Origin of the sequence: Maribacter sp. R77961 (assembly GCF_044594925.1) — a bacterium.
Taxonomy (GTDB): Bacteria; Bacteroidota; Bacteroidia; order Flavobacteriales; family Flavobacteriaceae; genus Maribacter.
Genome location: NZ_CP138991.1, coordinates 3,711,148 through 3,724,801 on the forward strand (window position 1 = coordinate 3,711,148; position 13,654 = coordinate 3,724,801).

The 13,654-nt window shown below is 36.9% G+C and carries 12 protein-coding genes; 11 read left to right on the forward strand and 1 reads right to left on the reverse strand.

What is annotated here, in order from left to right:
• The first annotated feature begins 346 nt into the window (after positions 1 to 346).
• The 7 genes from SJY09_RS15955 (at position 347) to SJY09_RS15985 (ending at position 8,880) form a co-directional block, all read left to right on the forward strand.
• Complete coding sequence (locus SJY09_RS15955; RefSeq protein WP_396636698.1) at positions 347 to 1,372, forward strand: LacI family DNA-binding transcriptional regulator; 1,026 nt, start codon at positions 347 to 349, stop codon at positions 1,370 to 1,372.
• 16 nt (positions 1,373 to 1,388) lie between these two features.
• Complete coding sequence (gene pgmB / locus SJY09_RS15960) at positions 1,389 to 2,042, forward strand: beta-phosphoglucomutase (RefSeq protein WP_396636699.1); 654 nt, start codon at positions 1,389 to 1,391, stop codon at positions 2,040 to 2,042.
• 75 nt (positions 2,043 to 2,117) lie between these two features.
• Positions 2,118 to 4,424: a glycoside hydrolase family 65 protein gene (locus SJY09_RS15965; protein ID WP_396636700.1), complete on the forward strand. Its 2,307-nt coding sequence runs from the start codon at positions 2,118 to 2,120 to the stop codon at positions 4,422 to 4,424.
• A gap of 11 nt (positions 4,425 to 4,435) precedes the next feature.
• Positions 4,436 to 6,307, forward strand: coding sequence for an alpha-amylase family glycosyl hydrolase (locus SJY09_RS15970; protein WP_396636701.1), 1,872 nt, complete (start codon positions 4,436 to 4,438; stop codon positions 6,305 to 6,307).
• A gap of 4 nt (positions 6,308 to 6,311) precedes the next feature.
• Positions 6,312 to 7,055 (forward strand): glycerophosphodiester phosphodiesterase, encoded by a 744-nt coding sequence (locus tag SJY09_RS15975; protein ID WP_396636702.1) that lies wholly within the window; start codon positions 6,312 to 6,314, stop codon positions 7,053 to 7,055.
• Positions 7,055 to 8,320, forward strand: coding sequence for an NAD(P)/FAD-dependent oxidoreductase (locus tag SJY09_RS15980; RefSeq protein WP_396636703.1), 1,266 nt, complete (start codon positions 7,055 to 7,057; stop codon positions 8,318 to 8,320). The genes SJY09_RS15975 and SJY09_RS15980 overlap by 1 nt, the downstream gene beginning before the upstream one ends.
• Before the next feature lie 5 nt (positions 8,321 to 8,325).
• Positions 8,326 to 8,880 carry a DUF1697 domain-containing protein gene (locus SJY09_RS15985; RefSeq protein WP_396636704.1) on the forward strand — a complete coding sequence of 185 codons (555 nt, stop codon included), beginning with the start codon at positions 8,326 to 8,328 and terminating at the stop codon, positions 8,878 to 8,880.
• A 167-nt stretch (positions 8,881 to 9,047) separates the two neighbouring features.
• Here the strand turns inward: SJY09_RS15985 and SJY09_RS15990 are convergent, their stop codons facing one another.
• Complete coding sequence (locus SJY09_RS15990; protein ID WP_396636705.1) at positions 9,048 to 9,521, reverse strand: TspO/MBR family protein; 474 nt, start codon at positions 9,519 to 9,521, stop codon at positions 9,048 to 9,050.
• A gap of 80 nt (positions 9,522 to 9,601) precedes the next feature.
• Between SJY09_RS15990 and SJY09_RS15995 the strand changes: the two genes are divergently transcribed.
• The 4 genes from SJY09_RS15995 (at position 9,602) to SJY09_RS16010 (ending at position 13,608) form a co-directional block, all read left to right on the forward strand.
• Positions 9,602 to 10,693: a diphosphomevalonate/mevalonate 3,5-bisphosphate decarboxylase family protein gene (locus SJY09_RS15995; RefSeq protein ID WP_396636706.1), complete on the forward strand. Its 1,092-nt coding sequence runs from the start codon at positions 9,602 to 9,604 to the stop codon at positions 10,691 to 10,693.
• A gap of 106 nt (positions 10,694 to 10,799) precedes the next feature.
• Positions 10,800 to 11,738 carry a mevalonate kinase gene (locus SJY09_RS16000; RefSeq protein ID WP_396636707.1) on the forward strand — a complete coding sequence of 313 codons (939 nt, stop codon included), beginning with the start codon at positions 10,800 to 10,802 and terminating at the stop codon, positions 11,736 to 11,738.
• 14 nt (positions 11,739 to 11,752) lie between these two features.
• Entirely contained in the window at positions 11,753 to 12,658 is a 906-nt protein-coding gene (locus SJY09_RS16005) for a geranylgeranylglycerol-phosphate geranylgeranyltransferase (RefSeq protein WP_396636708.1), read from the forward strand.
• A complete protein-coding gene (locus SJY09_RS16010) occupies positions 12,658 to 13,608 on the forward strand; it encodes a carbon-nitrogen hydrolase family protein (protein WP_396636709.1) in 951 nt (316 codons plus the stop codon). The genes SJY09_RS16005 and SJY09_RS16010 overlap by 1 nt, the downstream gene beginning before the upstream one ends.
• Positions 13,609 to 13,654 lie beyond the last annotated feature (46 nt).

The window sequence follows — 13,654 nt, forward strand, 5'->3', positions numbered from 1 at the left end:
TTAATTAAATTTCAAGAGTTAAAAATATGTAAAATTGTTGTTAATACAGTATTAGGACAAAGTTTGAAAACAACGAAACCGTTTTCGTGTTAATAACTTTTATTAATTGGCAGTTCAATAATTCAATACCCTTTAAATTGTTCTATTGTTAATTTAAGCGCATCTAATTTATGAAAATGCAATTTTTTGACAAATATAAACAATTTTAATTTTCTGTTTTTTTGCTAGCTTTTAGCTACATTCAGACTTAAAATAAAAATGACGGTAAAAACTAAGGCTTTTAAACGCTTTAATAATTATATTGAATTTTAGAACTGCAATTGCTCATAATTTAAAATCCATCGGCTTGAAAAGAAAAATTACCTTAAAACATATCGCCAGAGAGCTGGATGTTTCGATTTCAACCGTTTCTAAAGCACTGAAGAACAGTAATGAAATAAGTAGGGATACCAAGGATAAAATCCAGGCCTTTGCTAAACTTTACAATTACAAGCCTAATAACATTGCAATCAGTTTAAAAAACAAAAGGACTAAAAATATCGGTGTCATTATACCGGATATCGTACATCATTTTTTTACTACCGTTTTTAGGGGAATAGAGAAATATGCTAATGAACGCGGCTACAATGTCATTGTCTGCGTATCCGATGAATCTTTTGACAAGGAAGTAATTAATATGGAAATGCTTGCTAATGGCAGTATAGATGGTTTTATTATGTCTTTGTCCGCAGAGACACAAGAGAAAAATGATTTTAACCATTTGAAAGAAGTTACGGAACAAGGTATTCCGTTAGTACTGTTCGATAGGGTTACGGATGAAATAAGCTGTGATAAGGTAGTCTTAAATGATGAAGCTATTTCGTACGATGCAGTAGAGTCTTTAATTAAAATAGGAAAGAAAAGAATAGCGTTGGTAACGACTGATGGTTATTTTAATGTTAGTGCCAGTCGAGAAAAAGGTTATATCATGGCGCTGGAGAAGAATGGACTTTCGCTGCGTAAAGATTTGGTACTCACTTTACCTTATAGGAATTTAGATGAGCAAAATATAAAAGAATTTTTCGAAAGTACAGATGTGGACGCTGTTCTCTGTGTAAATGAAATCTTTGCTATACACTGCATGGGCGTAGTACAAAGTATAGGGAAAAGGATTCCCGAGGACATTCCTTTTATAGGTTTTACAGATGGTATTCTCTCTAGGTATTCAAAACCTACATTGACTACCGTTGCCCAACATGGGGATAAAATGGGAGAAGTGGCCGCCAAGCTTTTAATAGATAGGGTAGAAAGTGATAATGAAGAAACAGAAGCACCCTTTCAAACCGAAGTTATTTCTGCAACCCTAATTAAACGAGAGTCAACAATCAATTAATTTACAATAAAAGAAGATGCAAAAAATTGGATTTATTTTCGATTTAGATGGCGTAATTGTCGATACTGCCAAATATCATTATTTGGCCTGGAAAAAGCTAGCTAATGAATTAGGATTTGAATTTACCAAGGAACAAAATGAAATGTTCAAAGGTGTTAGTAGAAAAAGATGTTTAGAAATTTTGCTGGATATAGGAAATATAACTGCCTCTCAGGAGCAATTTGACACTTGGATGGTAGATAAGAATGTAGATTATTTGGCCTATATAGAAAATATGGACGAATCAGAGGTGCTGCCAGATGTGCCCAGGGTATTGAGCTATTTAAAGGATAACAATATTCCGATTGCTTTGGGGTCAGCCAGTAAGAATGCTAGGCCAATTTTGGAAAAGGTAAAGTTGCTATCTTTTTTTGATAGTATTGTTGATGGTAATAATGTTACCAAAGCAAAACCAGATCCCGAAGTGTTTTTGATTGCAGCAGAAAATTTGGGAGTACAACCTAGTAAATGTATAGTCTTTGAAGATGCCGTTGCCGGTATTCAAGCTGCAAACTCCGCACGTATGATAAGCATCGGTATAGGTGATGAAAAGGTATTGTCAGAGGCACAGTTTAATTTTAACGATTTTACGGAAATCGATGATGATTTCCTAGTCAAACTTTTGTCGTAGTTTATCCCACTTAAACGTATCCAAAATGTATGAATATGCCATTTTATGGGGAAATGGTCATTTTAAATTATAGGAATGAATCAAGATTATATAAAGGCCGATAATTGGTCAATAATAGAAGAAGGTTTTGATAAAGAACAGGTGAAATCTTCAGAAAGTTTATTTAGTATTGGCAATGGAGCAATGGGTCAAAGGGCCAATTTTGAAGAAACATATTCCGGTGATACTTTTCAAGGAAGCTATATAGCAGGAGTTTATTATCCAGATAAAACACGTGTAGGATGGTGGAAAAATGGTTATCCAGAGTATTTCGCCAAAGTATTGAATGCTCCCAATTGGATTGGTATTAATGTAAGTGTAAATGGAGTCGGGCTGGATTTAAATACCTGCAAGGACGTTTCAGATTATCGAAGGGAACTTAACATGAAAGGGGGGTATTATAAGCGTGAATTTGTCGCCACGCTACCGAATGACGTTAAGATAAAGGTAGAATCTATACGATTTTTGAGTTTGGATATAGATGAGATAGGAGCTATAAAGTACGCAGTGACCTTACTTTCTTCCGATGCAGAAGTGGTTTTTGAATCCTATTTGGATAGCAGTATTACAAATGAAGACAGCAATTGGGATGACAAGTTTTGGAATACAACCGGAGTATCTTCTCAGGGAAATCAAGCTTTTATTGAAGCGCATACAATGAAAACTAATTTTGCGACCTGTACATTTATGCAGTCTCAGCTGCTGCACAATAATGGCCATAGTGCTGTTGAGCCAATCATTTCAGAGGAAGAATTACGGGTAAGTCAAAGCTTTAAACAACAGGTAAAATCTGGAGAAAAGGTAGAGCTCCATAAGTTCGGTGGCTATACTGTTTCTACCAATCACGAGCCCGCAGCATTGGTTGCCGCGGCAAAAGCGGTGCTTGAACAAGCTTCTCAGCTTGGTTTTAATGCTTTAATGGACAAACAAAAACAAGCTTGGGCGCAGATTTGGGAAATGAGCGATATTGTTATCGAAGGAGATGTGAAGGCGCAACAGGGCATACGTTTTAATATCTTTCAATTGAACCAAACTTATCTCGGAACAGATTCAAGATTAAATATTGGTCCTAAAGGGTTTACAGGAGAAAAATATGGGGGTAGTACCTATTGGGATACAGAGGCATACTGTCTTCCTTTTTATATGGCCACCAAAGATGATAAAGTTGCGCGTAAATTATTAAAATACAGATATAACCACTTGGATAAGGCCATAGAAAATGCTCAAAAGCTTGGTTTTGTTAATGGTGCGGCTTTATATCCTATGGTTACCATGAATGGCGAGGAATGCCATAACGAGTGGGAAATAACTTTTGAAGAGATACACAGAAACGGAGCAATTGCTTTTGCAATCTATAATTACTACAGATACACGGGTGATTACAGTTATATACCGGAAATGGGATTAGAAGTCCTCATAGGTATTTCAAGATTCTGGCATCAAAGGGTCAATTTTTCAGAAGCTAAAAAGAAATACGTCATGTTGGGCGTAACCGGACCTAATGAATACGAGAACAATATAAATAATAACTGGTACACGAACTATTTGGCCAAATGGTGTATAGACTACACCTTAGAACAAATAGGCAAGGTTAATGATGGTTATGCAGACGATTACAAACGTATCATGGGCAAGACCAAGCTTAATGATAGAGAGCTTGATAGCTGGAAAGAAGTGGCCGATAATATGTATTTCCCATTTTCCGAGAAACATAATGTCTTTTTACAACAAGACGGGTTCTTAGATAAAGAATTGGTTCAAGTGAAGGATTTGTCGAAAACGGAGCGGCCAATTAATCAAAAATGGAGCTGGGACAGAATTTTACGTTCTCCATATATCAAACAGGCAGATGTGCTTCAGGGATTCTATCTTTTTGAGGAGGACTTTTCTACGGAATCTTTAGAGAAACATTTTGATTTCTATGAGCCATTTACGGTACATGAATCCTCCCTTTCTCCATGCGTACATAGTATACAAGCTGCTAAATTAGGTAGGATGGAACAGGCGTACACTTTTTATCTAAGGACGTCAAGACTCGATTTAGATGACTATAACAAAGAAGTTGAAGAGGGCCTACATATTACCTCAATGGCAGGCACTTGGATGAGTATTGTAGAGGGCTTTGGAGGAATGCGTGTGATGGCCGATAAGCTGTCTTTTTATCCTCAAATACCAATGCAATGGAAGGCGTATTCTTTTAAGGTTAATTTTAGAAATAGAATTATTAAAGTACATGTAACTGAAAAAGAAACCAGTTTTGAGCTCCATGGAGACGATGAAATGTCCATACGTGTTAATGGCAAAAGATTAGCGCTACTTCCAGGTAGTACAATAACCGTTTAATATATTAATTGATGCGCCAAGCCATACTTTTTTTCTTTTGCTTAGTGGCTGTGGCCAGCTTATCCTGTAAAAACAAAATTCAGAAATCTTTGAATCAAAAAATGGAAGGAAAAAATAAAGTAGTTGTTTATCAGGTTTTTACTAGGCTCTTCGGTAATACCAACACCAATAATAAGCCTTGGGGAACTATTGAGGAGAACGGTGTAGGTAAATTCGATGACTTTACCCCTCATGCACTACAAGAGATAAGGGAACTTGGAATTACACATGTTTGGTATACAGGTGTTCCACATCATGCTGTTATAAATGATTATAGCTCAATAGGGGTTTCTAATGACGATCCGGACGTGGTAAAAGGAAGGGCCGGATCTCCGTATGCAGTAAAGGATTATTATAATGTTAATCCTGATTTGGCGGTAAATCCTGAAAATAGACTTCAAGAATTCAAAGATTTAGTAAAGCGCACACATGCCGCAGGGATGAAGGTCATCATAGATATTGTTCCAAACCATGTCGCTAGAAGTTATGAGGGGAAAACAAATCCTGATGGGGTGACCGATTTTGGAGCGGAGGACGATACATCATTGGAGTATCACCGAGATAATAATTTTTATTACATACCGGGTCAAGAATTCAAGGTTCCGCAATGGAGAGATGGCTACCAACCACTTGGTGGCGAAACGCATCGCCTAGCAGATTCAAAATATATTGAAGTGCCCGCTAAGTGGACAGGAAACGGTTCTAGACTGGCACAGCCAGATATGAACGATTGGTATGAAACCGTTCGTATTAACTATGGAGTGCGCGCGGATGGTTCTTTTGATTTTGATACCTTACCAGAGGATTTTGCACAAAAAGGAATTGAAGAACACACAGAATTTTGGAAGGATAAAGCCGTTCCAAGTTCTTGGGAAAAATTCAAGGATATTGCCTTGTATTGGTTAGATTTTGGAGTAGATGGCTTTAGATATGACATGGCAGAAATGGTGCCGGTAGAATTTTGGAGCTATATGAACTCTAGCATCAAAATGAAGAATTCGGATGCTTTTCTTATGGCAGAAGTCTATAATCCCGATTTGTATAGGGCCTATATTCGAAAAGGTAAAATGGATTATTTGTATGATAAGGTAGAGCTTTATGATAGTATAAAACACATCATGAAAGGTTACGGATGGACCGATCATATACCTGTGGTTCAGAAAGGTTTGGAAGACATTGAGCATCACATGCTTCATTTTTTGGAGAACCATGATGAGCAACGTATTGCTACCCCAGATTTCGTGGGCGACGCCAAAATAGCAAAACCGGCAATGGTAATTTCGGCGACCATAAGTACATCGCCTACCATGATTTATTTTGGTCAAGAAGTAGGAGAGCCAGGAGCTGAAAACGCTGGGTTTGGTAGCCCTACAAGGACCTCTATTTTTGATTATATAGGTGTGCCAAATTTTCAGAGATGGGTTAACGATAAAAAGTTTAACGGGGGTCAATCAACGGATGCCGAAAAAGAATTGCGGGACTTTTATAAGCGTTTATTGAACTTTACGATAAAAAGTGAGGCCCTGATGGGTGAATACCGTGAGATACATTTCTACAATAAAGAGCATACAGAAAATTATAATCATCGTGTCTTATCTTATGTACGTTGGGGTAAGAATCAGAAATTAGTAGTGGTTTCAAATTTTGACAATCATGAAACCTATACATTTCAACTCAAGATACCCCAAGAAATAATTGGTGAATGGAAATTAAAGAGCGGAACATATAATCTAGTGGACGGTTTATATGGAAGTAGTCAAAATTTAAATGTAGAAAATGGTACCGGAACTATTGATATACATTTAAATCCATTAGAATCTTATATTTTTGAATTGAAAAATTAAAGGAATGTATAGAAAGATTTTAATTCTGGCAGTAATCATTTTAGTAACAGCATGCGATATGGAAGAACCATTGGTAATTGGTCATCGAGGTGCAATGGGTCATGAAACGGAAAATAGTTTGGCGTCTATCCAAAAAGCGTTGGACTTAGAGGTGGATATGATAGAGATAGATGTATTTAAAATTGCTAGTGGTGAAATTGTCGTCTTTCATGATGATACGGTAGATAGGCTTACCAATGGTCCTGGGAAAATAGAGGAGTATAATATCTATGATTTAAAAAGATTAACCTTGGACGGTGGGTATAAGATACCAATGCTTCAAGACGTACTAAAGTTAATAGACAATAAGGTGGCATTGAACATAGAGTTAAAAGGAGCTAATACATCAGATAGAGTAAACTTTATTATGGATTACTATATAAAGGAAAAGAATTGGTCTCCAGAAAATTTTATCATTTCTAGTTTCAATTGGGATGAGCTAAGAGCAATGCGTAAAATGAACGGAGAGGTAGCGATTGCGGTTCTGACAGAGGATGATCCTACTGATGCCGTTCCAGTAGCAAAAGAGCTGAATGCGGCGGCGATAAACCCTTATTTTAAAAATCTAAATCTAGAAGTTGCTAACGAAATCCGAGATGCTGGATTCAAAATATATACATGGACGGTAAATGAACCTGCAGATATAGATGCCATGAAGCGAATCGGCGTAGACGGTATTATTACCAATTACCCAGAAAGAGTTCGGTAATGTATGATGTTCTGGTGGTTGGTGGCGGTGCGGCAGGTTTTTATGCAGCGGTCCATATTGCTGAAAACAGTCCCCAAAGTAAGGTGGCTATACTCGAAAGAGGCAATGAGGTACTTTCCAAAGTAAAAGTTTCTGGTGGCGGTCGGTGTAATGTTACCCATGCGGAGTTCGACCCAAAAGTACTTTCCAAGAATTATCCTAGAGGAGAAAGGGAACTTTTAGGACCTTTTCATACCTACGCAAGTGGTGATACCGTGGCTTTTTTCGAAGAACGGGGAATATCCTTAAAGATAGAAGAGGATGGTCGCATGTTTCCTGTGACAGATTCTTCACAGACAATAATTGATTGCTTTTTGTCCGAAGCAAAACGATTAAAGATTGATATATATTATAAAAGTTCCGTAGTAAGTATGGCACTAGAGGGCAACATATGGCTAGTTAAGGCGAAACAAACTACTTTCAAAACCAAGAAAATTATAATGGCCACGGGAAGTAACCCAAAAGTATGGGATATGTTAGGTGCTTTGGGGCACACCATCATTAATCCTGTTCCTTCGCTATTTACGTTTAACATAAAGGATAAAAGAATTGATGATATCCCCGGACTAAGCACCATGGCAGAGGTTCATGTTCTTGAAAACAGGGAGGGGAAGGGCAATTTTTATGGTAAAAAGAACAAGGAAACCATACTTACTTCGGAAGGCCCCTTACTTATAACCCATTGGGGAATGAGTGGTCCGGCAATCTTAAAATTATCCGCTTGGGGTGCACGAATTTTAAAAGACTATAACTACAATTTTAAAATTCAGGTGAACTGGGTGCCAGAGTATCACCAAGATGGATTGTTGGCCTTGTTCATGGAGATTAAAAAAACGGAACGTAAGACCGTGCTACGGACAAAAGTTTTAGATCTTCCAAAACGATTATGGAAAAACCTAGTAAGGGCTTCCGAGATAGCTGATGCACAAACATGGCCCGATGTTTCCAAAGTGCAACTTCAAAATTTAGCGGGGCAATTAACAAGTGGAATTTTTCAAGTGACGGGTAAAAGTACTTTCAAAGAAGAATTTGTAACGGCTGGAGGGATAGATTTAAAGGAGATTAACTTTAAGACCTATCAAAGTAAACTACAGCCAAACCTCTATTTTGCGGGGGAGATAATGAATGTTGATGCTATTACTGGTGGCTTTAATTTTCAAAATGCTTGGACCTCTGCTTATATTGCAGCTCAGGGTGTTATTGCTAATTTAGAAAAAGAAAAATAAGGATAATGCAGGTTTATATTGCTTTCTTGAGAGGAATTAATGTTGGTGGTCATAAGAAAGTACCCATGGCAAAACTCAGAGAAACACTTTCCTGTGCTGGTCTCCACGATGTAAAAACATATATTCAGAGCGGGAATATTGTATTTAAGAGTAAGATAGCATCAGTAAACGAATTAGAACAACTAATTCAAAAATCTATAGCGGATGGTTTTGGGTTTACAGTTCCAGTGCTAGTGAAATTAACCAAAGAAGTTGCAAGTATCCTAGCGGATAATCCCTTTACAGCTTCAAAATATCTAGAAAGCAACCAGGTTTATTTTATACTTCTTTTTAATATTCCACCTGAGGAACAAGTGCTTTCTTTTGAATCCATGAAATACCCAAACGAAGAATTTAAAATTTTGAACAACTGCGTTTATCTCCTTTGTAAAAATGGTTATGGCAAAGCAAGGTTGAATAACCATAGTATAGAGCGTAAGCTAAATGTTAGTGCTACAGCAAGAAATTATCGTACAATGCAAAAGCTTGTAGAGCTGGCCACAAATAAACCCAGTAGTTAGCGAAGTTTTACGGGAAATTTTATTTTTTTTACCATCAAACATCAAACATCAAACATCAAACATCAAACATCAAACATCAAACATCAAACATCAAACATCAAACATCAAACATCAAACATCAAACATCAAACATCAAACATCAAACATCAAACATCAAACATCAAACATCAATTCAGCTCCCAGATTTTATAATTTAATAGCGTAGCAAAACAAACCCACACGAGGTAAGGAATTAGTAAAATGGCAGCCACCTTGCTTACTACTTTAAACCATCTAATGGTTAGTATAAGCATAATTAAAAGTGCCAGTATAACCCAAAGTGCGTAAAAAGGACTTTTAAGTCCAAAAAAGACAATACTCCATAAGGCGTTGAGTAATAACTGAAAGCCAAAGTGATAAAGGCCCGTTTTTACATACTTATGATGAAAACCTTTGCCCCAGACCCATCCTGCTGCTATACCCATAAGAATATAAAGTACTGTCCATACGGGTGCGAATAACCAGTTCGGTGGGTTAAAACTTGGTTTGTTCAAGGTTAAGTACCAATCATTAACAGAACTTTGTGTTGCAAAACTGGAAAGAAAGCCTATTACAAGGCAAAGCATAACAGAGATGATAATATAGATAAGTTTCTTTTTCAACTCAAAGCGGTTTAGCTCTAAAATAAGGAATTATTTTTATTGATGTAGCTAAAAACTATCTTTGTGTAAATACTGTTTTAATGACCGAAAAAGATTTTGTTCCTTCCGCACATTATGATTTGAAAGAAGAAGGTAAAGTGGGCTTTAAATCTCCTAGCAATATAGCTTTGGTGAAGTACTGGGGAAAGAAGAAGAATCAGATTCCTGCGAACCCATCTATTAGTTTTACCTTAGATGCTTGTGCTACCAAAACAACACTTGCGTTTAAAAAACTTAAGAGCAGGGGAACTAACTTTACTTTTGACTTGCTATTTGAGGGAAAGCCAAAACCTAGCTTTGCGCCTAAGATTGAAACTTTTTTTGGTCGTATTCTAACCTATGTGCCGTTTTTGCTGGACTATCATTTTGTTATTGAAACGTCTAATTCTTTTCCTCATAGCAGTGGTATAGCCTCATCAGCAAGTGGTATGTCCGCCCTAGCGCTTTGCATAATGGAGATAGAAAAAGAACTGAATCCTGAAATGACAGATGTATATTTTATTCAAAAAGCGTCCTTTTTAGCGCGCTTGGGTTCTGGCAGTGCTTGTAGAAGTCTTCAGGGAGCTATTATACAATGGGGAGCGCATGCAGCTACAGAAGGGAGTTCTAACCTGTATGGCATCAAATATCCCTACGCAGTTCATGAAATATTCAAAAATTACCACGATACTATTCTCTTGGTAGACAAGGGGGAAAAGCAAGTGAGTAGCACCGTAGGGCATGACTTAATGCACAACCACCCTTTTGCCGACCAACGTTTTGCGCAGGCGCATAAAAATTTAACGAAACTTAAATCTGTTTTTAAAAGTGGAAACTTAGAAGAGTTTATCAAAATTGTGGAGAGCGAAGCACTGACCTTGCATGCCATGATGATGACGAGTTACCCATATTTTATTTTAATGAAGCCAAACACCCTAGAAATCATCAATAAAATTTGGGCTTTTAGGGAACGTTCTGGCACCCATGTTTGCTTTACCTTGGATGCTGGCGCCAACGTGCATGTCTTATATCCCGAAAATGAAAAAGAAGCGGTCTACCAATTTATTAAGAATGAGTTAGTTGTATACTGTCAAAACCAACAGTATATTTGTGACCGAATTGGTTTTGGGGCAAAAAGGTTAAATGTAAGCTAGGATAATTAAAAGTAGAAATTTACGTTGTTTGTTTAGCAGTTTAACCGATTTGTTGAACTAATTTTAGAATAGTTGACTATCTTTAGTTATTGTATAGATATAAAGAATGAAAGGACCATTATTTTACTCTAAGATACTTCTTTTTGGAGAGTACGGAATCATTAAGGACTCTAAAGGGCTTTCCATACCTTATAATTTTTTTAAAGGAGCTTTAAAAACGGACGATAATAGTTCAGAAAAGGCAAAAGAATCTAATAAAGCTTTAAACGGTTTTGCTGAGCATTTAGATAAGCTTACACAGGGGCAACCAGAGTTGGTATCTTTTAATTTAGAAGATTTAAAGTCTGATATTGCCAAAGGAATGTATTTTGACAGTTCCATACCTCAGGGTTATGGAGTGGGTAGTAGTGGTGCTTTAGTAGCTGCCATTTATGACAAATACGCTAATGATAAGATTACGGTTTTAGAAAATCTTACCAGAGAAAAGCTACTTAAATTAAAGACGATTTTTGGGTACATGGAATCTTTTTTTCATGGAAAATCATCTGGCTTAGACCCTTTAAACAGTTACCTAAGTCTGCCCATACTTATAAATTCTAAGAACAATATAGAATCTACCAGCATTCCTACCCAGCATATAGAAGGAAAAGGTGCGGTTTTTCTTCTAGATAGTGGTTCCACTGGTGAAACAGCTCCTATGGTACAGCTTTTTATGGAGCAGATGAAGAACGAAGGTTTTAGAAAAATGCTTAAAAATCAGTTTATTAAACATACAGATGCCTGTGTGGAAGATTTTGTAAGCGGTAATGTAAAATCTCTTTTTGGTAATCTAAAACAGTTGTCAAATGTAGTTTTAGATAATTTTAAACCTATGATTCCTGCTAAGTTTCATGAACTTTGGAAACAGGGCATAGAAACAAACGACTATTACTTAAAGCTCTGCGGTTCTGGAGGTGGTGGTTACATCCTTGGTTTTACCGAAGACTTAGACAAGGCCAAGAAGGCGTTAAAAGACTATCAATTAGAAGTGGTTTACAACTTCTAGGACACTCTTATTCCATGTTTAGTAGAAAAAACAAACTCTTACTACTTAAAGTATTGAGTCTGTTTTCTGTTGTGCGCGGTTATAATATCTTGATTATTACCCTTGCCCAATACCTAGCCTCCATTTATATATTGGCGCCAAAATTACCGTTAAGTGAGGTTGTTTTGGATATAAATCTTTTCATAATCGTTTTTGCTTCTGCGTTGGTGATTGCCAGTGGATATATCATCAATAATTTTTATGATGCAGAAAAAGATTTGATTAACAAACCTAGGAAGAGTATGTTAGATAGGTTGGTGAGTCAACGCTTTAAATTAACCACGTATTTTGTACTGAACTTTTTTGCGGTAATCGCTGCCAGTTACGTTTCATTTAGGGCGGTATTTTTCTTTTCAGCCTATATTTTTGGTATTTGGTTTTATTCCCATAAACTGAAAAAGTTACCCTTTATTGGAAATTTTGTTTCGGCAACCCTTGCAATTACTCCTTTTTTTGCTGTATTCGTCTACTACAAGAATTTTGAATCGGTAATTTTCGTTCACGCTATTTTTCTTTTTCTGTTGATACTCTCTCGGGAGATGATTAAGGATTTAGAGAATATTTCCGGAGATTTAGCGCAGAACTATAAAACAATTCCTATCATTTATGGCGTTAAGATTTCAAAGTTGCTCATAGGTATTTTGGTGGTATTTACCCTAATACCTTCACTGCTTCTTATTTTTAAGTTTGATATTGGTTACATGTACTATTTTTTTGGTTTTTGCGTGGCACTGTTGCTTTTCTTTCTGTTATTATTGCCAAAAGCTGCGACTAAAAAGCATTACATCTGGTTGCATAATATTTTAAAATTGATAATTGTTACGGGTGTTTTTAGTATTCTCTTAATTGATGTTGATTTGGTCTTAAATAGAATTTTATAATGGAAAATATACTAAAAGTGGCATTGGCACAGATTGCTCCCGTTTGGCTGAATAAAAAGGCTACTATAGACAAGATAGCGGCTAGCATTAAAGAAGCTGCCAAAGAAAATGCAGAACTGATAGTTTTCGGTGAGGCTTTGTTGCCTGGTTATCCATTTTGGTTGGCATTAACAGAAGGCGCTTCATGGGATAAAAAGGTAAACAAAGAACTTCATGCACATTATGTTAGAAATGCTATTCAGATAGAAGCAGGAGAGCTAGAAACCATACAAAAACTCGCAAAAGAAAACAGTATGGCCATTTATCTTGGTATAATGGAACGTGCTAAAAACCGAGGCGGTCATAGTATCTATGCTTCATTGGTATATATTAATGAAAATGGGCAGATAAAATCAGTCCATAGAAAATTGCAACCTACCTATGATGAGCGGCTCACGTGGGCTCCAGGAGATGGTAACGGACTTCAGGTACACCCATTAAAACAATTTACCGTAGGAGGTTTAAACTGTTGGGAAAATTGGATGCCGCTACCTAGGACGGCCCTTTACGGACAAGGGGAAAATTTACATATTGCGGTTTGGCCCGGGAGTGAACATAATACCAAAGACATTACCAGGTTTATAGCAAGAGAATCTAGAAGTTATGTCCTTTCTGTTTCCTCCTTAATGGCGAAAACTGATTTTCCAAAAGACACCCCACACCTCGATGCTATTCTAAAAAAAGCACCTGACACGTTGGCTAACGGTGGTTCCTGTATTGCGGGTCCTAACGGGGAATGGATTATTGCCCCAGTATTGCACAGGGAAGGGTTAATTTATCAGGAATTAGATTTTAATAGGGTATATGAAGAACGTCAAAATTTTGATGTGGTAGGGCATTATTCCAGACCAGACGTTACCAAACTTACCGTAAATCGCGAAAGACAGTCTACGGTTGAATTTGAAGATTGATTTAGTTGTCTATTACTGCTAAGGCGGTAATCCATTTTCCTACCTT